Annotated in this window: 17 protein-coding genes; 9 read left to right on the top strand and 8 right to left on the bottom strand. The window is 74.0% G+C overall.

The features are described 5' to 3' along the window. Nucleotides 1–81: 81 nt before the first annotated feature. Both IE248_RS21875 and IE248_RS21870 read left to right on the top strand, forming a co-directional pair. The gene (locus tag IE248_RS21875) at nt 82–657 is read left to right on the top strand and encodes a hypothetical protein (RefSeq protein ID WP_037795057.1); all 576 of its coding nucleotides are present in this window, start codon (nt 82–84) and stop codon (nt 655–657) included. A 107-nt stretch (nt 658–764) separates the two neighbouring features. Next, nucleotides 765–2,273, top strand: coding sequence for a DUF4246 domain-containing protein (locus tag IE248_RS21870; RefSeq protein WP_190031459.1), 1,509 nt, complete (start codon nt 765–767; stop codon nt 2,271–2,273). A gap of 114 nt (nt 2,274–2,387) precedes the next feature. Here the strand turns inward: IE248_RS21870 and IE248_RS21865 are convergent, their stop codons facing one another. After that, the gene (locus IE248_RS21865) at nt 2,388–3,320 is read right to left on the bottom strand and encodes an MBL fold metallo-hydrolase (RefSeq protein ID WP_190031458.1); all 933 of its coding nucleotides are present in this window, start codon (nt 3,318–3,320) and stop codon (nt 2,388–2,390) included. Between the two features lie 83 nt (nt 3,321–3,403). Between IE248_RS21865 and IE248_RS21860 the strand changes: the two genes are divergently transcribed. From IE248_RS21860 to IE248_RS21850, 3 genes are all read left to right on the top strand, one after another. Further along, nucleotides 3,404–4,093 (top strand): TetR/AcrR family transcriptional regulator, encoded by a 690-nt coding sequence (locus IE248_RS21860; RefSeq protein WP_190031457.1) that lies wholly within the window; start codon nt 3,404–3,406, stop codon nt 4,091–4,093. 355 nt (nt 4,094–4,448) lie between these two features. Continuing rightward, the gene (locus IE248_RS21855) at nt 4,449–5,828 is read left to right on the top strand and encodes an MFS transporter (RefSeq protein ID WP_073794008.1); all 1,380 of its coding nucleotides are present in this window, start codon (nt 4,449–4,451) and stop codon (nt 5,826–5,828) included. Then, the gene (locus IE248_RS21850; protein ID WP_190031456.1) at nt 5,825–7,732 is read left to right on the top strand and encodes a helix-turn-helix domain-containing protein; all 1,908 of its coding nucleotides are present in this window, start codon (nt 5,825–5,827) and stop codon (nt 7,730–7,732) included. Before IE248_RS21855 ends, IE248_RS21850 begins: the two co-directional genes overlap by 4 nt. Nucleotides 7,733–7,754: 22 nt before the next feature. Here the strand turns inward: IE248_RS21850 and IE248_RS21845 are convergent, their stop codons facing one another. Continuing rightward, entirely contained in the window at nt 7,755–8,354 is a 600-nt protein-coding gene (locus IE248_RS21845; RefSeq protein ID WP_190031455.1) for a TetR/AcrR family transcriptional regulator, read from the bottom strand. Nucleotides 8,355–8,519: 165 nt separating this feature from the next. Between IE248_RS21845 and IE248_RS21840 the strand changes: the two genes are divergently transcribed. Next, nucleotides 8,520–9,362: a class I SAM-dependent methyltransferase gene (locus tag IE248_RS21840; RefSeq protein WP_073794457.1), complete on the top strand. Its 843-nt coding sequence runs from the start codon at nt 8,520–8,522 to the stop codon at nt 9,360–9,362. 9 nt (nt 9,363–9,371) lie between these two features. Here the strand turns inward: IE248_RS21840 and IE248_RS21835 are convergent, their stop codons facing one another. Both IE248_RS21835 and IE248_RS21830 read right to left on the bottom strand, forming a co-directional pair. Beyond that, nucleotides 9,372–9,761, bottom strand: coding sequence for a VOC family protein (locus tag IE248_RS21835; RefSeq protein ID WP_037796989.1), 390 nt, complete (start codon nt 9,759–9,761; stop codon nt 9,372–9,374). Next, entirely contained in the window at nt 9,758–11,833 is a 2,076-nt protein-coding gene (locus IE248_RS21830) for a SpoIIE family protein phosphatase (protein ID WP_190031454.1), read from the bottom strand. Before IE248_RS21830 ends, IE248_RS21835 begins: the two co-directional genes overlap by 4 nt. 160 nt (nt 11,834–11,993) lie before the next feature. On the opposite strand from IE248_RS21830, the gene IE248_RS21825 reads away from it, so the two are divergent. Next, complete coding sequence (locus IE248_RS21825) at nt 11,994–12,713, top strand: glycoside hydrolase family 16 protein (protein ID WP_229895448.1); 720 nt, start codon at nt 11,994–11,996, stop codon at nt 12,711–12,713. 46 nt (nt 12,714–12,759) lie between these two features. Here IE248_RS21825 and IE248_RS21820 read toward each other — a convergent pair whose 3' ends face one another. The 3 genes from IE248_RS21820 to IE248_RS21810 form a co-directional block, all read right to left on the bottom strand. Then, a complete protein-coding gene (locus IE248_RS21820; RefSeq protein ID WP_190031453.1) occupies nt 12,760–15,450 on the bottom strand; it encodes a DUF7824 domain-containing protein in 2,691 nt (896 codons plus the stop codon). After that, nucleotides 15,447–16,880, bottom strand: a complete 1,434-nt coding sequence (locus tag IE248_RS21815; protein ID WP_190031452.1) for an SWIM zinc finger family protein — start codon at nt 16,878–16,880, stop codon at nt 15,447–15,449. The genes IE248_RS21820 and IE248_RS21815 overlap by 4 nt, the downstream gene beginning before the upstream one ends. Before the next feature lie 63 nt (nt 16,881–16,943). Further along, the gene (locus tag IE248_RS21810) at nt 16,944–18,059 is read right to left on the bottom strand and encodes an alpha/beta hydrolase (protein ID WP_190031451.1); all 1,116 of its coding nucleotides are present in this window, start codon (nt 18,057–18,059) and stop codon (nt 16,944–16,946) included. A 173-nt stretch (nt 18,060–18,232) separates the two neighbouring features. Here IE248_RS21810 and IE248_RS21805 point away from each other — a divergent pair, with 173 nt between their 5' ends. Further along, the gene (locus IE248_RS21805; RefSeq protein WP_229895447.1) at nt 18,233–18,766 is read left to right on the top strand and encodes a GNAT family N-acetyltransferase; all 534 of its coding nucleotides are present in this window, start codon (nt 18,233–18,235) and stop codon (nt 18,764–18,766) included. 58 nt (nt 18,767–18,824) lie between these two features. Here IE248_RS21805 and IE248_RS21800 read toward each other — a convergent pair whose 3' ends face one another. Beyond that, nucleotides 18,825–19,172, bottom strand: a complete 348-nt coding sequence (locus IE248_RS21800; RefSeq protein ID WP_037799271.1) for a hypothetical protein — start codon at nt 19,170–19,172, stop codon at nt 18,825–18,827. Nucleotides 19,173–19,407: 235 nt separating this feature from the next. Here IE248_RS21800 and IE248_RS21795 point away from each other — a divergent pair, with 235 nt between their 5' ends. Beyond that, entirely contained in the window at nt 19,408–21,588 is a 2,181-nt protein-coding gene (locus IE248_RS21795) for an FUSC family protein (protein WP_190031450.1), read from the top strand. Nucleotides 21,589–21,658 lie beyond the last annotated feature (70 nt).

Raw genomic sequence — 21,658 nt, 5'->3', positions numbered from 1 at the left:
GGAGCATGGAGTGGGGCGGGCACCGGCGATGCGCCGCCCCGCCCCTCCCTCCCTTCCTCGACATCCGATGGGAGCACCCTCATGTACCGACGCACCCGACGCGCCGTGGTCTCGTCCCTGCTCGCCTCCTCGGTCGTATGCGGTGGCGCCGTCGTCCTCGCACCGGCCGCCGACGCGGCGGCACCGGCCGCCAGCTGTACGGTCACGCCCGGGCCGAACGACACGTACGTCACGATCACGGGCGAGGGCTTCACGGCGCCCCGCAAGCTCAACGACGGCGAGTCCACCGTGGACCTGGCGGTGGGCCCGGACGGAACCTTCCGCGTGCAGCGCTTCCAGAAGAACGTCGACTACACCGTCCTCGCGGCGAACGAGAACCAGAACTTCGTCTTCGTGAACTGCAAGAGGGTGGGCACGGCGGCGACACCGAAGCCCCAGAACCCGCAGAACACGACCCCGCCCCTCCAGCCGGGTTCCCGGCGGGACGTAGCCCAGGGCCGAGCGGCCGGCACCCAGGCGGGCGCGGCGGCGGCCAAGAAGAGCTGCGAGACCAAGCCGGTGGCGGACAAGTCCGGCGCGCAGCACAGCGACGCCTACTGGCAGGCCTGGAGCCAGGCGGCCAACCGCTCCTTCAACCGGGTCTGCAACAACCGCTGAGCGCCGCCAGGTGGAGTCCTCGGCGCCTCTCCTCGGCGCCGGTCCCGGTGTCAGTGCCCTGAAGTATTCTTCCGGCCACCGCACATCGAGTCAGAGGACCTGAAGAAGTGACCGGCCTGTCTGCTTTCCCGCTGCCCTTCCACACATCCCGTTCCATAGCCTTCGCCGCACCCCGGACGCTGCGGGAGCTGGAGATGATGCGGTGCAGCGCACACCTTCGGGCGAAGCCGGGATGGTTCGACAAGAGGAACGACGCCGACGTCGTCGCCAGGTGGACGCGTGAAGCGCTCGGCCAGGGCCTCACCGAGGCGCAGGTTCGCTACGTCCTCGCGGAACTCGCGCACTACGCGGCGCTGCGGGACGGGCGAACCGGCGTCGAGGTGTCCGCCGTCGACGGGGTGTGGCAGTCGGACGCGCTGGTCGACGACGGGCTCAGGTCCCGGCTGCGCGAGGCGGTCCGGGTTCTGGAACAGGTCCCCGAGGCGGAGAAGGACTGGCACCCCGGCTCCGACGGCCAGGTACTGGATCTGGTCCATCCCTCGCTGTTCTGCCTGGTGAACGAGGTGAGCGGCGGCCCCGAGCGGGCTTGGCTGAATCCGACGGACCGCTATTCGAGGTACGAGTTCTCGGAGAAGTTCCAGTGGCTGCCCACCGACGTCGACGTCAGTGAGGACGGCGACGTCGCCTTCCGTTCGTACGTCAACAACGTCCACCCCGAGGTTCACCGCGAGCTGGCATCCGTCCTGCCGGAGTTGTTCGCGCGCCTGCGCCCGCTGTTCGAGAACGTGCTCACCGATCTGCGCCACCCCCGGCCCCTGCGGATCGAGGCCGATCCCTACGGCTGGTACGACTCGGAACCTCAGCGTCCGGAAAAGTCCGCCCACGGCGACGACGAGGCCTACGCGGAAGCCCTGAGCGCGTGGGAACTGGCCCTGGACGACTGGTGGGAGAACCGCAGCCCGGTCATCCCGGACGCCCCGGACTTCACCCCGCCCGAACGGCCCGGCGCATCCGACCGGGTCGACCTGCGCGGCCGCCGTCTCCAGGTCATCGTCAAGCTCGCCACCATCCACCTCACCCCGGACAAGCCCGAGTACGCCGGCGGTTCCTGGCACGTCGAGGGGATGATGAACGAGCGGATCGTCTCGACCGGCATCTACTACTGGGACAGCGAGAACATCACCGAGAGCCGGCTGAGCTTCCGGGCGGCGCTCGACGACCCGAGCTACGAGCAGAACGACGACAACGGTCTGCGCGAGGTCTACGGCCTGGAGGACGAGGACGCCCTGAACCAGACGCTGGGATCGGCATCGACCCCGGCGGGCCGCTGCCTGGCGTTCCCGAACGTCCTGCAGCACCGCGTCGGCTCGTTCCGCCTGACGGACACCACCCGCCCGGGGCACCGCAAGATCCTCGCGTTCTTCCTGGTCGACCCGTCGGAAAGCATCGTCTCCACCTCCGACGTGCCACCGCAGCAACCGTGGTCCGACACCTCGACCATGACGCTCGAACAGGCGAAGGAACACCGCGAACAGCTCATGCGGGAACGCAAGTTCTTCGTCGCCGAACACAACGATCAGCTCTACGAACGAGAATTCTCCCTCTGCGAGCACTGAACCCGCCGGAATCACTGGGGCACGGGCAGAACGCACGCGGTCGCCACGGGATCCCTCCGCGCGAATTCCGGGCGCCCGCTGCGGAGTCCCGGCGGGGCGTGAGGGTGATGCCGCTCAGGCCGATGCGTGGGTGTCGTAGAAGGCGCGGGCGGCGAGGCCGATCCACTCGGGGCGCTCCCAGGAAGGCCAGCGGGCACGGGCGTTCTTGTCGATGGCGGCGACCGTTTCATCGGCGCTGGTGCCGCACTCGCGCAGCCGCAGGGCCTCGTCGCGGACGTAGGCGAGGTAGTCGCGGACGTCGTGGATGAGCGAGGCATCGGTGACCTCGCCATGGCCGGGAACGACGGTCTGCGGGGCGAGTGCGGCGAGCTGGTCGAGCACGCCGATCCAGCCCTCGCCGTCCACATCGGTGTCGTGGGGCGGGAAGTACGGCGCGATCGGGAAGATGCGGGTCTCCAGCAGATCGCCGGCGAACAGCACCCGGCCGTCCACGAGGACGACCTGGTCGGAGCCGGTGTGCGCGGGACCGAACTCGCGCAGCAGCACGGTACGGCCGCCGAGGTCGATCTCGGCCTCGCCCTCGTAGACCAGATCGGGGTCGACCAGTTCGACTCCTTCGAGTTCGGCGGCGACCGCGGGGCTCAGGCCCTTGAACATGCCGAGATAGCCGGCTCCCTTGCGCCGCAGTTCGGCGCGCTGGCCGCTGTTGTAGACGATCGTGGCGGCGCCCTTGAACGCCTGCGCGCCGAAGCCGTGCTCAGGGTGGAAGTGGGTGAGGGTCAGGTACAGGCGGCGGTCGCCGGCCAGGCGCCGGGCCTGCTCCAGCACCAGCGCGCCGTTGCGGGGGCCGATGCCGGTGTCGATGACCAGCGCGGCCTTCTCCCCGAGGACGATGCCGATGTTGGGGACCAACTCGACGCGGCGGTCAGGGATGACGAAAACGCCCGCGGACACCTCGACGGGAGGTCCCGCTACGACGGGCGGGGGGCTCTGGAGCACATCCGGCGCGCCGTCGGAGGCGAGAGGCGTGGGGTCAGTGGGGCACATGGCGCAACTCCAGATCAATCTGAACGGCGTTGAGATGTCAGGCGGAGCCTAACACGCAATGTGAACACCGCTAAGATGGAGGCATGGCAAGGAAGCGATACCACCACGGGGACCTGCGCGGCGCCCTGCTAGAGGCCGCGGAGACCCTCGTACGAGAGCGGGGTGTCGACGGCTGGTCGCTGCGTGAGGCATCGGCGCGGGTCGGTGTCAGCCCCAGCGCCGCCTACCACCACTTCGGCTCGCGTGACGAACTCGTATCCGCCCTGTCCGAGGTCGTGCTGGCCCGGCTGGGGAATCGCCTGCGCGAGACCATGGAGGCAGCGCCGGAGCAGGGTCCCGAACGTCTCGCCGCGTGCGGACGCGCCTATGTCACCTGGGCCGTCGAAGACCCGGCCGTCGCCCGGCTCGTCTTCCGCGGCGGCGCCACCCCGGCGCAGTCCGCCGTATCGCCACACCCGCACGACGTACTCACCACCGAACTCGACCGTCTGACCGACGCGGGCCACCTGCCCTCGGGAGCCCGCCCGGGCGCCGAATTCGTGGTCTGGGCCGCCATCCACGGCCTGGCCGTCCTGCTCATCGACGGCCTCGTACACATCGACGACCGGCAAGGCGTCGAATTCCAGACCGAACGCCTGGTCTTCGCCACCTTCAACGGCTTGGCGCGGGAGACCGCCCCCGAGCCGGACCGGCCCATGCCCACCACCACGCATACGCGGCGCCTCACCCGGAGCCCGGCCCCCGGCCCCGCTCCGCACACGCCCTCACCCTGAACGGCCCGCGGAAGGCCGCAGGCCGCAAGGACCTCCCCGGAACTCCGATCCTTGACGCGGTCCGACTCGGCCCGGCCGGCGATGCCAACGCCGTGACCGCTACCCAGCCCCCGTGACGTCGCCTGGCGAGGCCGCATCACCGGACGGGCAGTGCCGAGGGGGCTGATCCAAGCGATTCCGGCAGGTGTCGGGGGGGTGGTTCCCGCAGCCTTTCAGGGCATCCATGTCGGCGATGTGGCGGTCGCGTACACAGGGTGGCGCCTGAATGTGATGTCCCGCCACATACGCCGCCGAACTGCGGGCTTCTATGGTGTGGCCACGCCAAACGTCCCTGCAGACCCCGGAAGTGGTGCACATGTCCTCCCCCGCAACAGCCGCACCGTCCCCAACCGGAATCCGGAGGATCGTCGCGGCGAGCCTCATCGGGACCACCATCGAGTGGTACGACTTCTTCCTCTACGGCACCGCCGCCGCGCTGGTGTTCAACAAGCTGTTCTTCCCCACCAGTGACCCGCTGACCGGGACCCTGATCGCCTTCGTCACCTACGCGATCGGGTTCCTGGCCCGGCCGCTCGGCGGGGTGGTGTTCGGGCACTTCGGGGACAGGCTCGGCCGCAAGAAGCTGCTCGTCCTCAGCCTGCTCATGATGGGCGGGGCGACCTTCGCGATGGGGCTGCTGCCGACCCACGCGAGCATCGGGGTCGGGGCGCCGATCCTGCTCACCGTGTTGCGGCTGGTCCAGGGGTTCGCCCTCGGCGGTGAGTGGGGCGGGGCCGTGCTGATCGTCTCCGAGCACGGCGGTGACCGCCACCGCGGCTTCTGGGCTTCCTGGCCCCAGTCCGGTGCGCCCGGCGGGAACCTGCTGGCCACCGGGGTGCTCGCGCTGCTCGCCGCCGTGCAGTCGGACGCGACGTTCCTGGCCTGGGGCTGGCGCGTGCCGTTCCTGCTCTCCGGTGTCCTGGTGGTGGTCGGCCTGTGGATCCGGCTGTCCGTGTCCGAGTCCCCCGTGTTCCTCGCCGCGCAGGCCGCCCGCGGCGCGTCGGGCGAAGCGCGCGGCGAGCTGCCCGTCGTACAGGTGTTCCGCCGCAGCTGGCGGCAGGTGCTGACCGCCGTCGGGGCGCGGTTCGGCGAGAACATCTCGTACTACGTCCTCACCTCCTTCCTCCTCGTCTACGTCACCGCCCACCTCGGTCTCCCCAAGAGCACCGCCCTGAACGCGGTGTTGATCGGCTCGGCCGTCCACTTCGTCACCATCCCCGCCTGGGGCGCGCTGTCGGACCGGATCGGGCGCCGCCCGGTGACGCTGATCGGTTCGGCCGGCATGGCCGTGTGGGCGTTCGCGTTCTTCGCGCTGGTCGACTCGGAGTCGTTCGTCGTCATCACCGCGGCCGTGACCGCCGGCCTGCTGCTGCACGGGGCGATGTACGGGCCCCAAGCCGCCTTCATCTCCGAGCTGTTCGACACCGAGGTCCGCTACTCCGGTGCCTCCATGGGCTCCCAGCTCGCCTCGATCGTCGCGGGGGCGCTCGCGCCCATCGTCGCCGTCGAACTCCTCAAGGACCACGGCTCGTCCCTGCCCGTCTCGCTGTACCTGTGCGCGGCCGCCGTGGTCACCACCCTCACCGTGGCCTTCGCCCGCGAGACCCGGGGCCGCGACCTGGCGCGTACGGGCACGGCCCCGGCACCCGCACCGGGGTACGACCGGAAGGACGCGGCGGGCACACTGTCCGCATGACCTCCGCGATGGACCCCGTACGGGAGTTGCTGGACCTGCTGCGGCGCGGCGCGCCGGCCGAGGAGTTCGCCCGGCCCGCCGCCGCCGCCCGGGGCGCCGGGGCGGGCGCCGGTGAGCAGCGGGCCGTCGAGGAGGCCACCGGGGTGGCGCTGGAGATCCGGCGGACCCTCGACCAGCACCGCCGGCGCGAGGCGGAGCTCACGGCGCTGTTCGACACCGCGGGCGATCTGGCCGCCCTGCGCGATCTCGACGCCGTCCTGCGGGCCATCGTCCACCGCGCCAGGATGCTGCTGGGCACGGACGTCGCGTACCTGACCCTCAACGACCCCGTCGCCGGGGACACGTTCATGCGGGTCACCGACGGCTCCGTCTCGGCCGCCTTCCAGCAGCTGCGCCTCGGCATGGGCGAGGGGCTGGGCGGCCTGGTCGCGCAGACGGCCCGCCCGTACGCCAGCTCCGACTACCGCGGCGACGACCGGTTCCGGCACACCCGGACCATCGACAGCGGGGTGCGGGAGGAGGGGCTGCGCGGCATCCTCGGCGTTCCGCTGCGCGTCGGCACCCGCGTCATCGGCGTGCTGTACGCGGCGGACCGCGAGGTGCGCGAGTTCGCGCCGGACGCGGTGGCCCTGCTGGCCTCCCTCGCGGACCACGCGGCCGTCGCCATCGACGGCGCCCGGCTGCTGGAGGAGACCCGCGCCGCCCTGGTCGAGCTGAACGCCGCGACCGAGCGGGCCCGCGCCCACAGCGAGGCGATGCGGCTGGCGGCCGAGACCCACGACCGCCTGACCCATCTGGTGCTGCGCGGGGGCGACGTGGCCGATGTGGCGCGGGAGGTCGCGACGCTGCTGGGCGGCGGGCTGGTGGTGCACGACGCCGACGGTGTGGAGCTCGCCCGGGTCGGTACCGATCCGCTCGGCCCGTCCGCGTCCGGGCTGGCGGCCTCGCGGTCCGGCGGGCGGGCGGTGGCCGTGGACGGGGCGTGGGTCTGCGCGGTGCTCGCCGGGCCGGAACTCCTCGGCGGCATCACCCTCGTGGGGCGCGCCGACCTTGCGGACAGCGACCGGCGGCTGTTCGAGCGGGCGGGGCTGGTGACGGCGCTGCTGCTCCTGCTGCGCCGGTCCATCGCCCACGCCGAGGACCGGGTACGGGGCGAGCTGCTCGGCGATCTGCTCACCCCGGGGCAGCCCGGGAGCCCGCGCGACACCGGCAGCCACAGCCTGCGGGCGCGCCGGCTCGGGGTCGTCCTCACCCGGCCGCACGCGGTCGTTGTCCTGCACTGCGAGGCGGCGCTGCGGTCCCGGCTGGCGACGGAGGCGGCCCGGCACGCGCAGGCCCGCGACGGTCTGGCCGGCCTGTACCAGGGGCGGGTCGTACTGCTGGCTCCGGCCGCGGAACCGGGTGTCCTCGCGCGGTCCCTCGCGGCCGATCTCGGCAAGGCGCTGGGCGCCCCCGTCACGGCGGGCGCGGCGGGTCCGGCCGCCGGCCCGGGGGACCTCCCGGAGGCGTACGCCGAGGCGCTGCGCTGCCTGGAGGCGCTGCACGCGCTCGGTCACACCGGCTACGGGGCGGGCCTGGCGGACCTGGGTTTCCTGGGCGTGCTCCTCGGCGACCGCACGGACGTGGGCGGGTACGTACGCCAGGTGCTCGGCCCGGTCGTCGACTACGACGCCCGGCGCGGGACGGAGCTGGTGGCGACCATGGAGGCGTACTTCGCCCACGGCAGCAGTCTGACCCGGACGAAGGGCGCGCTCCACGTGCACGTGAACACCGTCGTGCAGCGCCTGGAGCGGATCGGGAACATCCTGGGCGACGACTGGAACTCCCCCGCGCGCGCCCTGGAGATCCAGCTGGCGCTGCGGATCCTGCGGGTCTCGGACCGGGGCGGCCCGGTGCCGCGCTGACCGCCCGCCGCCTGACCGCCCGTCAGGCGGTCCCCGGAGCGGGCTCCGCCGCAGTGGCAGGGGCAGGGGTCGCGGCGAGTACGGCGAGGATCCCGTCGACCGCGTCGGCGAACGGCTCACCGCTCCCGGCCGCGCGGGTGAGCGCCCAACTCCCCTGGAGCACTGCCGTGATGGCGTCGGCCGTCGCCTCCGGGTCCAGCCCGGGGCGCAGTTCACCGCGCTCGCACCCCTGCGCCAGCAGCTCGGCGAGCCGGCCCCGGAGCCACGCCAGCGCCTCGACGACCGGCGCGCGCAGGACGGGGTCGGCCATGACGTCCGCGTCCTGGCTCAGACGGCCGACGGGGCAGCCGCCCAGGGCCTCCCGCTCGCCGCGCAGGTACGCGGCGACGCGCTCGACCGGGGTGCCGGGCGCGGTGAACCGGGCCTCGGCGGATGCGCGCATCTCCTGGGCCGTACGGGTGATCGCGGCGAGCGCGAGGCCGGGCTTCCCGGTGAAGTGGTGGTACATGCTGCCCTGGCCGACGCCGGCGCGCTGCTGGATGGCCTTGGGGCTGGTGCCGACGTATCCGCGTTCCCAGAGCAGTTCGCGGGTGCTTTCGATGAGGTCTTCCGCGGTACCCATGGCGGGCATTGTACGGAGCGGTGCCCGCCGCCGGCCGGCACTCCGCCGAACCTCCGGGCCCCGGTCCGGCTTACCGCCATCCGCCGCTCGACGGGCCGGGGCCCGCCCGGGTTCCTATGCTCGGGAGAGGCAGGAGCGAGGCACCAGGCGATGGAGGCGGACGGCATGACGGATACGGCGGACGCGCGCGAGGCCGACCGGGCGCTCAAGGCGAAGCACCGGACGATGTGGGCGCTCGGCGACTACCCGGCCGTCGCCCGGGAGGTCGTCTCGGCCCTCGGGCCCGTGCTGGTGGAGGCCTGCGGGGTCGAACGCGGCGACCTGGTCCTCGACGTCGCCGCCGGATCGGGTAACGCCGCCGTTCCGGCCGCGCTGGCCGGCGGGGTCGTGGTCGCCTCCGACCTCACGCCCGAGCTGCTGGAGGTGGGGCGGCGGGAGGCCGCGGCGCGCGGCGCCGAGCTGCGCTGGCAGGAGGCGGACGCGGAGGCGCTGCCCTTCGCCGACGGGGCGTTCGACACGGTCATGTCCTGCGTCGGGGTCATGTTCGCCCCGCACCACCAGCAGACGGCCGACGAACTGCTCCGGGTCTGCCGGCCGGGCGGCACGATCGGGCTGGTCAACTGGACCCCGGAGGGGTTCATCGGGCAGATGTTCGCCACCATGAAGCCGTACGCGCCGCCCCCGCCGCCCGGGGCGCAGCCGCCGCCGCTGTGGGGGCGGGAGGAGCACGTCCGTACGCTGCTCGGCGACGGTGTCAGCGGGTTCGAGGCGCGCCGGGGGACCGTCCGCGTGGACCACTTCGGGAGTCCCGAGGAGTTCCGGACGTTCTTCAAGGCCACGTACGGGCCGACGATCGCGGTCTACCGGAACATCGCCGACGACCCCGGCAAGACGGCCGACCTGGACCGCGCCCTGGACGAACTGGCGGGCGGCGCGCTGCGGGACGGGGCGATGGAGTGGGAGTACCTGCTGGTCACCGCGCGCCGGGGCGGCGCGGCGGCCGGGTAGGCCCGGCGGTCAGTGCATCTGGGCGATCTGGATCAGGTTGCCGCAGGTGTCGTCCAGGACGGCCGTGGTGACCGGGCCCATCTCGGCCGGCTCCTGGACGAAGCGCACGCCGAGCCGCGACAGCCTCCGGAACTCGGCGTGGACGTCGTCGACGGCGAAGGAGGTCCAGGGGATCCCGTCGGCGACGAGCGCCTCCTTGAAGGGGCCGACGGCGCGGTGCCCGCTGGGTTCCAGGAGCAGTTGGGTGCCGTCCGGCTGCTCCGGGGAGACCACGGTCAGCCAGGACACGTCGCCGCCCATGGGGACGTCGGTCTTCTTCCGGAACCCGAGCACCTCGGTGTAGAAGCGCAGGGCCTTGGCCTGGTCGTCGACGAAGACGCTCGCGATGTTGATCTTCATGCCGGCGATTGTCCCGCACGGCGCACCCGCGCGAGGACGAGGACGGTGTCATCGGTCGCCGTGTCGGGCAGCAGGTTCCCCAGGATGCGGTCGGCGGCCTCCTCCAGCGAGTCCACGTTCCCGCGCAGCTGGGCGCGCAGCGCCTCCATGCCGGTGTCGATGTCCTGGCCGCGCGTCTCGATGAGGCCGTCGGTGTACAGGGCCAGGGTGGCCCCCTCGGGCAGCTCGGCCTCCGTGGTCAGAAACGGTACGCCGCCCACCCCGAGCGGGACGCCCAGCATGTCACCGACGGTCTCCACGGTTCCGTCGGCGTGGCGCACGAGGAGCGGGGGGTGACCGGCGTTGGCGATGGTCGCGCGGCCGGTGTACGGGTCGTAGCGGACGTACAGGCAGGTGGCCCACTCGATGCCGGCCTCCTGGGCGCAGGCGTCGAGCTCTTCGAGCAGCGCGCCGGGCTCCCCGGTGTGCCGCGCGAGGGTCTTCGCGGTGATCCGGAGCCGGCCCATGGCCGCGGCGGCGGGGACGCCGTGGCCCATCACGTCGCCGACGACGAGGGCGACGCGGTCGCCGGGGAGGTTGATCGCGTCGTACCAGTCGCCGCCGACCTCGGTGACGTGGCTGCCGGGCAGGTAGCGGTGGGCGATGTCCACGTACGGGCCGGCCGCCGGGGCGCTGGGGAGCAGGGCCCGCTGGAGGGTGAGGGCGATGTCCTTGACGCGGCTGTAGAGGCGGGCGTTGTCCAGGCACAGGGCGGCGCGGGAGGCCAGTTCGCCCGCGAGGCTGAGGTCCTCGTCGGCGAAGGCGGGGCGGGCGGCGGAGCGGCCGAACATGGTGACGCCCTGGACGGTGCCGCGCGCGACGAGCGGGGCGATGACGATGCCGGCCAGACCGCTGTCCCTGAGCAGCCGGGCGCGCTGGTCGTGCACGACGGTCCGGGACACGAAGTCCTCGTTCACCGGGACGCACAGGGGGCGCCCGGTGCGCAGCATCTCGTGGATGCTGGAGTCCGGCGGGTACGTGACGGTGTCGAGCCCGGACACCAGCTCGACGGCGGCGTCGCCGAGGGTGGTGCCGGCCGCGATCCGGCGGGTGATCAGGGGGAGCGCCGGGTCGAACACCTCGGGCTCGGCCATCCACTGCACGAGTTCCACGACGGCCGCGTCGCAGAAGTCCGGCATCGCGGCCTCGACCAGCTCGCGCGCGGTGACGCGGACGTCGAGGGTGGTGCCGATGCGGGCCGAGGCCCGGTCGAGCAGGGCGAGGCGCTGCCGGGCGGCCGTCGCCTCCAGGATGGCCTGCTCGCGGTCGGTGACGTCGACCAGGAGGCCGCCCACCCCGCGCCGGGTGTCGACGGCGCCGGTCAGCGGGAAGAAGCTCACCGACCGCACCTGGTCCCGGTCGGGGTGTCCCGGGGTGCGCAGGCCCACGAGCGTGCTGACGACCGGCCGGCCCTCCTCGGCGACGGAACGCAGCATCCGCTGGTACTCGCCGCCGTCGGAGGTGATCATGATGTCCTGCATCCGGCGGCCGAGGTGGTCGGCGAGGGGGACCCCGTCCATGTCGGCCAGTACCTGGTTCAGGTGGACGTAGCGCAGCTCCTCGTCGAGCATGACCAGGCCGATGGGGCAGGTCTCGAAGAGCGCGTCGAGGAAGGACAGGTTGGTCTTCACCCGGTCGAGCTCGTCGGAGCGGCTCGCGAGGCCCATGACGACGCCGCCGCCGTCCGGGCCGATGACGGGGAAGACGCGGAAACCGCAGTCGAAGACGGAGCCGTCGCGGTGCAGGGCGGGCAGGCGTACCCGCCAGTAGCCCAGGGCCCGGGCCCGCTCGGTGAGGTGCTCGGCGGAGGCGGGGGCGCCGGGGGCCGGGCCGGGGAAGAGGGCGGCCGCGGGCCGGGACAGCACCGAGCGGGCCTCGTGGCCGAAGAGGCTCTGCGCGCCGGGGCCCCAGTACGCGACCCGGTTGTCCTCGTCGATGCCGAAGACGGCCACGGAGACGTGTTCGAGCAGGGATCCCGGCTCGGAACGGATCGGGCCGGGATCCCGGTCGTCCGACGGCCGGTCCGGTGGCATCCGAGCCCCCTTCCGCACGCGGCCCACGCCCTCAATTCTGCCCGTCGTCCCGGAGGGCGGCTTCCCGCCCCGGGTGGGAACGACACCCGGAATTGGCACGGTAACAGCCGGTGACCCGCCAAGAGCGGCTTCGATGGTGTTTTCGGATGGCATCACGGGAATGACCGTTGTGCGACATGGGCAGATCAACGGGGTGATCTCGCAATTCCTCACACGGTTCCGGCGCACCAGCGCGGCACCCGTCTTCACCGCCGATTTCGGCTCGACGTCCCAGTGGGTCGCCGGGCGCTCGTGGGCCTATCCCAACGGTGGCCCGGTCAATCCGGGCGACAACAAACTCGACCACCTCGTCTCGGATCCCTCGTACAGCCGTAGCGGCGTCTTTCGCGCCACGCGCCGGCCCGACGGCAACTGGAACACCGGACTGCTGACCACGGAGGGCAGCTCCGAGGGCTTCATGGTCCGCGCGAACGACACCCTGGAGGCGCGGGTCAAGCTGCCGCAAGCGGTCGGCGCCTGGCCCGCGATCTGGACCTGGCGGGACGGCGGCCAGGAGGTGGACGTCTTCGAGTACCACCCCGACAACCCGGACCTGCTGGAGCTCTCCAACCACGTGCGGCAGAGCGGCTCCTACTACCGGGATCCGGCCGTCGCCCCCGGCGCCTGGATCGACCTCAAGATCAAGTTCGGTTCGGACTCGGTCGTCTGGTACGTGGGCGGCCGGCAGGTCTACGCGGACCGGCGCGGGGTGGGCCGCCGCTGGCGCGCCTACCTCATCGTCAACCTGTCCATCTGCGCCGGGCGGTACCACCCTCCCCCGGCCCCGGGAGTCTCGGAGATCTCCTACGAGGTGTCCGGGCTGCGCGTCTACCGCCCCTGAGAAGAGCCCGGGCGGGGCGGGGCCTCGGCCACCGCCCCCGCCCGGCCTACGAGACCAGTGCGACGGCCTCCGGTTCGGCCGCGGCCAGCGCCGCCCTCAACCGCCGCGCCTGTGTGACGAGTCGGGAGGATCCGGCGCGCGAGGCGACCGCCGCCAGGCCCTCGGGGCCGGGGCCGCCCGCCCCGGACCGCTCCACGCAGTCCGCCGCCACGGCCAGCAGCTCCCCGGCGCCCCGCGCCGCTCCGGCACCGCCCGCCAGCAGCGCCGGCAGCGCCCCGTCGAGCACCGCCCAGGTGGTGGCGTACGCCCCGGTCGCGGCGATCGTACGGGCCGCGTCCGCGAGCCGGTTGGGCTTGACCGTGCCCAGCCGCAGCAGCTCGGCGACGTCCTGTCCGAGCAGCGCCGTGTCCAGCTCGCCCCGGGCCGCGAGCACCAGCAGGGCGTCCACGGCCGCCAGCCGGTCCTCGGGATGCCGGGCGCCGAGCCCCGTGGCCACCGCCAGGTGGACGGCCGGGCCCGCCGGGCCACCGAGTTCGGCCAGCCGCGACAGCCGCGCGCCCGCGCCCCGCCCGTCCAGGGCGGCGCAGACCGTCACCTCGGGCAGCAGCCAGGCCGCCTGCGTCTCGCGGTCCTCGGGCAGCACCGCGCCGTACGCGGCGTCGTCGGGGACCCAGTAGCAGCGGTGGCCGTTGCCCGTGCGCGGCCGGCCGAGCCCGTGGAAGGACTGCGGGAACTCGCTCTGGAGCACTGGCCGTTCGGCCGTCTCGATCACGATGCGCCGCATCGTCTCCCAGTCCCGGTCCCACCAGTGGCCGCGCAGGCTCAGATCCGGCTCCCTGACCCGGCGCAGCAGCTCGGGCGGCTCTCCGGCCGTGGTGAGCCAGGCCGCGAGCCGCTCGCCCTCCCGGGTGCCGAGGGCCCGCGCGGTCTCGGCGGCGGCGGGGTCGCGCCGGACCCGCAGCAGCGCCTGGGCGAAGTCCACCGGGGCCGGCCGGACGCCGAGGCGCCCGTACGCTGCGAGCCGCTCGACGAGTTCCCGAGGCTCCAGCGAGCCCGTGTCCCAGCTGGGCGTGGCGAGCAGGAACGGCAGCGTGCCGCTCACCGCGTGGTGCGCCGCCTCCCGCAGCCGGTCGGCGACCACCGCGCCCAGCACGCTGTGCACGCAGTTCTGGTGGTAGCCGGCGCTCTGGGGGACGCTCCCGGGCCTCAGGTCGTACGCGCGTACGCAGCCCAGTACCGCCGCCGCGACCAGCTCCAGCCCGTGGATCTGGCCGGCTTCGGCCTGCCGGTCGCCCGTCGCCCACCAGCGGTCGGCCAGTGCCGGGCGCAGCGCCGAGGCCAGGGCCGTCCGGTCGTGGTGGGCGTGGCGGACCAGGCCGTCGAGGGCTGACTCGAACTCGGTGACCGTGGGGGCGGCGGAGCGGGACAGGGCCGCCACCAGTTCGACGGTCTCGGAGAGCGTCCGCGCCTGGTCCGGCATACGGCGGCGCACCGGCGCGGGCGGCAGGATCTCCTCGTACGGCGGCTCGTCGGCGAAGTCGACGCCCCCGGCGCCGAGGAGTTCGGCAGCCGCCCGCCGGTGGACCGGGCTCAGCAGCTCGGCCTGGAAGCCGAGTTCCGTACGCAGCTCCTCGTCGCCGGGCCGCAGGTGCTTGCCGATGAGCCCCAGGGCGCGCTCCTGTAGCGCGGTGTCCTCGTGCCCGAACGCTGCGGCGACGGCCGGGAGCAGTACGTGCCGGGCCTCCCGGTCGCGGCGCAGGGCCTTGCCCAGCAGCACCAGCTGGGCGCGTACGAGCTTCTTCTCCGGGCGGAACAGCACCCCGGCCGACATCTCCGCGAGCCGCTCGGCGGGGAGCTCGCCCGCCTCGGACAGGCCGGCGAGGACCTGCTGGGCCTGCCCGGCGAGCACGGACGGCGCGTCGGCGGTCATGGCGATCCAGTCGGCGGTGTGCTCCCGCAGCTCCGCCGGGGTGAGGTCGAGGCGCTGGAGCAGCACCTGGTAGAACTTCAGCCCGCCCGGGCGCCCGCCGCGCAGCAGCCGCGCCACACAGCCGTCGACCAGGACCCGGCGCTCGACGATGCCCTCCCGAACGAGCGCGGTCAGTGCGGACGGCCAGTGGTCGGGGGCCTGCGGATCGACGTACCAGTTCAGGGTGGCGGCGGGTTCGGCCGTCTGGAACAGCAGCGGCACCATCTCCGCGGCCCGGGGATCCTCGCGCAGCGCCACCGAGAGCAGGTGGCGCGAGGAGCGCGGGTAGCCGCCGAAGGCCATGTCCTCGGCCCAGGCGTGGACGAACCCGTCGGTGGTGGGGACGGGGCAGTCCGCGAGCCCGATCAGTTCCCGGATCAGCGGGTAGTTGTCCTCGACGGTGACGGCGCGGGCGGCGAGGCGGTGGGCGACGTCGCCCAGCCAGGCGGGCTCGCGGTCGCCGAGCACGGCGAGCAGGCCGGCCCACCGGGAGCTGCCCCGGGCCGCGCCCCCCTCGGCCAGGTCGCGCGAGCCGATCCAGGCGGCCGCGGCGGCGGCGCCCGTGTGGCAGCCGGCGCCCGCGACGAGCAGGGCGGAGGCGACCCCGCCGTGTTCGCGGCGGCGGGCCCAGTCCCAGTCGCGGACCTCCTTGCGCAGGGCGGTGAGTTCGGGGAGCAGGGCCCGGCGCTCGGGCAGGGTGAGCCGCTTGATCAGGAGGGGGAGCAGGCTGGTGCGGCCCGCGCGGACCGCGTCGAGGATCTGGTTCATCGGGTGGCTCCGGAAACGTGTGCGGCGGGTGCGGCCGTGGTGGGCGCTGTCGGGGCGGGCGCGGGGGTGGCGCGGCGCGCCATGCGGACGGCGAGGGCGTGCTTGCAGGGGCCGCGCCGGCCCCGGTAGTCGGCCCACCACTGGCAGGTGCAGCTCAGGACGCCGCCCGGCGCCTCGCGGACCTGGTAGTGGCGGTCCCCGGACACCACGGTGGAGGTGTCCCCGGTCCCCGGGAGGACCGCCCCGGCCGCCAGCAGCGCGCGGGCGGCGACCAGCCGCGGGTTGTGCCGCTCGGCCCGGGCGCCGTCGTACGGCAGCTCGCGGTGGAAGTACGCCGCGTCGGCGACGTCGTAGCCGACCCGGCCCGCCGTGCCGAGGCGGGCCAGCGCGGCGCGCACCCGGGGCACGCTCAGTCCGGACTGCTCGGCGAGGTCGGCGGTGTCGATACGGGGTTCCCAGGCGAGCAGCACCGAGACCAGCTCGGCGTCCCCGGCGGCCTCGTCGGTGGCGAGCGCCTCCAGGACGCCGCCCTCGCCGGAGAAGCCCCGGGCGGGCTCCGGGGAGAGGGTGAGGGTGAGCCGCATGCCGGGCATGGTGACCTCCCAGGCGGAGGCGGTGGGCGCGCCGTCGTGTGCGGCGGGGCCGTACACGCGCAGGCCGGTGGCGTGCCGCAGGACCCGCTGGAGCGCGGCGAGCCGGTCGGGTCCGGGCAGGCAGACGGCGCCGGGGACCGGCCGGGTGGTGGGCCGCAGGGTGCGGCCGGCGGGGACGACCCACATCGGGCCGCGGGCGGCGCCGGCGCCCGGGGCGGTGCGCGGGAGGGCGCGCAGGAACCGTACGGCCTCGGCGGCGGTGAGCTCGGCGCGCAGGTCGAAGCCGACCGATATCACCTGGGACTCGGCGAAGCCGCGCAGCCAGCGGTCGGGCAGCGGCACCTTCTTCTCCACGACCGGGCCGTCCAGGGTGGTGACGGCCAGCTCGTCGGGGCCGACCCGCAGGTGCAGCGGGTCGTCTCCGGCGAGCCGGGAAAGCGCCTCGCGCAGCGGGTTGTTGACGTCGACGTTGGTGGTGCCGTGGCCGGTGTCGGCCCCGTCGAGGCCGCCTTGGAGCACATCGAGGCGGGCGTACACGCCGCAGCATCCGGAGAAGGACTCGAACCGCAGCCGGTCGCCGTTGCCGGTGACCACCGGGTCCAGCGAGGCCCGCAGGGTGCGCTGGTGGTAGCGGGTGGCGGCGACGTCGGCGACGGCCAGCAGCCCCCGGGCCGCGGCCTGGGGCGAGGTCAGGAACCCGGCGAAGAACCGGGGATGGGCCTCGGCCCCGGCCGGGGTGAGCCCCCCGGCGGTCTCCAGCCCGAGGAGCCGGCCACCCGCGTCGGAGGTGAGGGTGGAAGAGCGCGCGTAGGCGAGTGCCTGAACGGATCGGGTCATGAACGCAACGCTAGGTCCGGGCACTGACAACGGCCGTTCGGGAGCGGTCTCCTGACCCCGCGGTCACTGCGCGCTGAGGCGGCCGCTGAGCCAGACCAGCGAGGGCGGGATCTCCCGGTTCCAGGTGTTGAAGTTGTGCCCGCCGCTGCCCAGGGTGATCGACGAGACGCGCGCCGGCGCCTTCACCTTCTTGATGAACTCCTGCGTGGGACCGTAGTTCCCCTCCCCTTGCAGGGAGGTGGTGACGAGGAAGGAGGAGTTGCCCTGCGGCAGGTGGTCCAGGCTCCACAGCAGGTCGGACCGCCGCTCCTCCTTGGTGTTCCCGTGGAAGAGGTCGCCGGACTTCGAGTCGATGTCCGGCTTGTAGTCCGCCGACAGGCCGACTCCGGCCGAGTAGCTCTCCGGGTGCTGGAGCGCGACCTTCAGCGCGCAGTAGCCGCCCGTGGAGTCGCCCATGATGGCCCAGTTCCGGGGCGAGGTGCCGACCCGGTAGGCACCGGAGATCGCCTGCGGGAGGTCGGTGCCGAAGAAGGTCTCCGTCTGCGGGCCGCCGTCCGGTATGTCCACGCACTGGGTGTTGCGCGGCGGCGCGACGGTGGGGCGCATCATCACCAGGATCATCGGCTGCGACTTCTTCTCCTTGGCCAGCGTCCACATCGTCTTCGGGTACCGCAGCCCCTCCAGCAGGTTCTCGGCGGTGCCGGGGAAGCCGGTGAGCACGATGGCGGCGGGGAACTTCCGCTTCTCGTTGCCCTTCTGGAAGTACTCCGGGGGCAGGTACACGTAGGCCGGGGTCGCGATCTTGGACTTCTGGCCCTGGATCATGATCTTCTGGATGTCACCGCCCAGCCGGCGCGTCCCGCCGCCGGGGTAGTCCGGCTTCACCCGGCCGATGACCTCCACGGCCGAGCCGCCGGCCACGTCCGCGTGGTCGGCCGCCGTCGCCTTCTCCCGTCCCGCGAGTTCCGTCCAGGATCCGTAGATCAGGAAGCTCCGGTTCGCGGCGAGTCCGACCGAGGACAGCACCAGTGCCTGGACGACGACCACCAGCCCCACCCGGCCCAGCACCTGCCTCCACCCGCGCCGCGCAAGCCGTGGCCACAGCCAGACCGCGGCCGTGAACACGATCGCGGTGGCGAGGAGGAAGACGGCCAGGAGCGTGGTGCTTGTCAGACTCACGGATCAGGAGAGCTCTCTGCGAAACGGCGGCCCGGACCCCGCGGGCCCGGTGGCACCCTCTGCGGGTGCGCGTCAGGCTAGAGCGCGGCGCGGGCGGATCCGTTCCATGATCGGACGCTTCGGCCGGTCAATCCCTTTGCCCGGCCGGATTTCACCCTGCCAGACTCGGCCGCATGACCACCGCATCGCGTGAAACCCCCCTCGTCGTCCGCGAAATGACCGCGTCGGACGTGGACGCCGTCTCGGCCCTGCGGATCGCCGGCTGGCGGTACGCCTACGCCGGGCTGCTGCCGCGGTCCTACCTGGACGGGCTCGACGCCGCCGCCGACGCCGCCGAGCGGCGCGAGCGGTTCGCCGCGCCCGCCCCCGGCGTGACGCAGCTGGTCGCCGAGAGCGCCGACGGGACGGTCGCCGGCTGGGCCTGCTTCGGGCCCGCCCGGGACGAGGACCTGCCGCCGGGCGAGGGCGAGTTGTACGCCCTCTACGCCCGCCCCGACCTCATCGGCAGCGGCGTGGGCCGGGCGCTGATGGACCAGGTGCTCGGCCTGTCCCCGTACCCGGGGATGCGGCTGTGGGTGGTGGAGGGCAACGACCGCGCCCGCCGTTTCTACGAGCGCGCCGGCTTCGGCCCGGACGGCGGCACCTGCGCCGACCCCGTGGCGGACGTCCCCGTCCCGGAGGTCCGCTACCACCGCCCGCGCCCGTAGGGCCCGTCTTTCGGATCGGGCCGGGCTCGCCCGCCGCCGCGCCGTGGCCGGGCCGCCGCTACTGCGCGGCCGCCGCCGGGGCCGCGTCGAGCTCCCAGGCGTGGCGCTTGAACTCGCGGGCGAAGTCGGCGTGGTCCTCCCACTGCCGGGCGATGCCGCGCAGTACGTCCCAGTGGTGCTCGACCGACTGGTCGATGACGCGGCGCACCGCGGGCTCGGCCGTCTCGCGCTTCTCGATGAGGCCCTTGACCGCCGACGCCTCCAGCACCGCGTTGCGCAGTGCGCGCAGGGCGCGGGAGGTGTCGTCCATGGCGAAGCCGTTGTCGCTGCCGGTCTCCGCGGCGAACAGCGGGGTGAGCCGCGCCTCGATGAACGAGGTGATCCGCTCGAAGTGCTGTACGTCCATCGGGGGCTCCATCTCCTGCCGCGCGATCGTCCGGCCCGGCATCTCAGGTGTCTTCTCGCCCGTTTCCGGGGCGTGCCGGCCTCGCGCCGGCAGGGGTACGGCGCAATTATCCGGTAGCGGCGACCGGTGATCGGCTGCGCCTCGGCACCGCCGCCCACCCGCCGCCCACCGGCCGCCCTGACTGACAGATCCGTCAGGGATGGTGGCTTCGGGCCGGGGGGCTGATGCTGGAGTCATGGGCGCTGATCCTGACGGCGGCAACCGAGGCGGCCGCGCCGGCCCGACGGGCCCGCGCGGCCCCCTCGACCCGCGCGGCCCGCACTGGCTGCGCCGGCTGCGCGGTCCGGGCCCCAAGGCCCTGGCGGCGCGCCGCGCGGTACGCACCACCCTCGCGGCCTGCGCCGGGTTCTACCTGTGCCTGTACGGGCTGGACGACTCGGTCGCGGCGACGTACGCCCTCTTCGGGGCGGTCTCGATGGCCGCCCTGTCCCACATCCCCGGTACCGGCCCCCAGCGGGCGGCCGTGCTGGTGTGGACGCTGCCGGTCGCCTGGGTGCTGGTGACGGCCGGGACCTACCTGGCCGTACGGACCTGGAGCGCCGTCCTCGGGGTGCTGGTCATCGGCTTCGCGGTGGCCTTCGTCGCGGCGGCCGGTCCGAAGGCCGCGGGCGCCTCCCCCGGGCTGCAACTGCTCTACATCCTGCCGTGCTTCCCGCCGTACCTCCCGGACACCCTGGGCTCCCGGCTGGCGGGCGCGACCCTCGGCATCGTGCTGCTGATCCTCGCCGAGGCGTTCCTGCTGCCCGAACGCCGCGACACCTCGTACGCGCGGCTGGTGGCCCGGGCGTCCGCGACCGCCGCACGCTGCGCGGACGAGCTGGGCAGACCCCCGTACGCCCTGTCCCCGGCGGCGCGGGAGGCCGCCATGGCGGCGGGCGAGTCGCTGCGGCCCTCCCTCGTCGCGGAGGCGGAGCGGCCCGCCGGGCCGGGCCTGCGGGACCGGGCGCTCGCGCACGCCGGTCTCGCCGCCCGCACCCTGCTGGCCCGGCTGCTCCGGCTGGCCCCGCCCCCGGGCCACCGGCCCCCGCGGCACGGGCCCGACCTGCTGGCCGCGGCGGGCCGGGCCGTCACCGAGACCTCGGCCAAGCTGAGCGGCACCGCGCGCGCGGGCCGGGCCGTCGGAACCGGGGCCGCCGACGCCCTGCGGCAGGCCCGCGGGGAGGCCACGGCGCAGGACCCGCCGCTCTCGACCGCCCCCGTACTGCGCCACAGGGCGGCGCTGCTGGAGGTGGCGGACGCGACCGTGGGCCTGGCGACCGCCGCCGACCTGGCCGTACGGGGGCGGGCGGCGGCGCCCTCCCTGATCGACCCCGGCCGCTTCTGGTACGCCCGCAAGCGCGCCCCGCAGCTGTGGTGGCACCGGCTGGTCGGGCATGCCGGGCCCCGCTCCGTGTACTTCCAGAACGCCGTACGGATCGGCCTCGCGCTGGCGGCCGCCCGTACGGTGGCGGGCCTGGACTCCCTCCCGCACGGGTTCTGGGCCATGCTGGCCGCCCTCACGCTCACCCGGACCACGGTCGCCCAGACCCGGACGAGCGTGCGCCAGGCCCTGACCGGCACCCTGATCGGAGCCCTGGTGGCCGGGGTCGTCCTCGCCACGGTCGCCGGCCACACCACCGTCTACGCCGTCGCGCTGCCCTTCGTGATGCTGGTCGCGTTCAGCGTGGGGCCGGTCCGGGGAGTGGGCTGGGCACAGGGCATGTTCACCGTGGTGGTCTCCCTCGTCTTCGCGCAGCTCGCCCCCGCGACCTGGCAGCTGGCCGAGGTCCGGATCCTGGACGTGGTCATCGGCAGCCTGATCGGCATGGTGTTCGGGCTGCTGGCCTGGCCGCGCGGGGCGCAGCGGGAGCTGCGCCGCTCCGCCTCCGTCCTGTTGCGCACGGCGGCGAAGACGGTCGAGGACACGACGGCGGCCGTGGTGGCGGCCCGGCCCGCGGACGCCCCGGACGACGAGCCGCTCCAGCACGCGCTGATCATGGCGGAGTCGGCCTTCGCGCAGTACCAGAGCGAGCCGCGCGAGCACACCGGACCCGTCGCGGACTGGCAGGCGGTCCTGATGACGGGCCATCACGTGCTGTGGGGCTCTCGGCGGCTGCTGGCCCGCTCGGGCCCCGCCTTCGATCCGGAGGCCGCCGCCTGGGCGGACACCCACGCGGCGGGGGTCGCCGACGGCCTGCGGCGGGCGCCCGCTCCCCCCGGAGCCGAACCGGCCCCCGGAGCCCCTTACGGGCCGGCCGCGCCGGAGCTCGGGCCGCCGCTGTTCTTCGCCGCCGCCATCTGGCTGGACGCGCTGACGGCCGACCTGACGCGAATGGCCGCCGTGGACCGCGTGACCTCGGGGAGCGCCGGTCGTTGAACACGGCGGTCAAGCGAAGTGCGCGAAGCCCCGGGCCCGGTGGTCCCGGGGCTTCGTCGTCCGCCCGGCC

The organism is Streptomyces goshikiensis, assembly GCF_014650555.1.
GTDB lineage: Bacteria > Actinomycetota > Actinomycetes > Streptomycetales > Streptomycetaceae > Streptomyces > Streptomyces goshikiensis.
The sequence above is the reverse complement of the archived record's forward strand: the minus strand, read 5'-3'. Positions and strand labels throughout refer to the sequence as shown.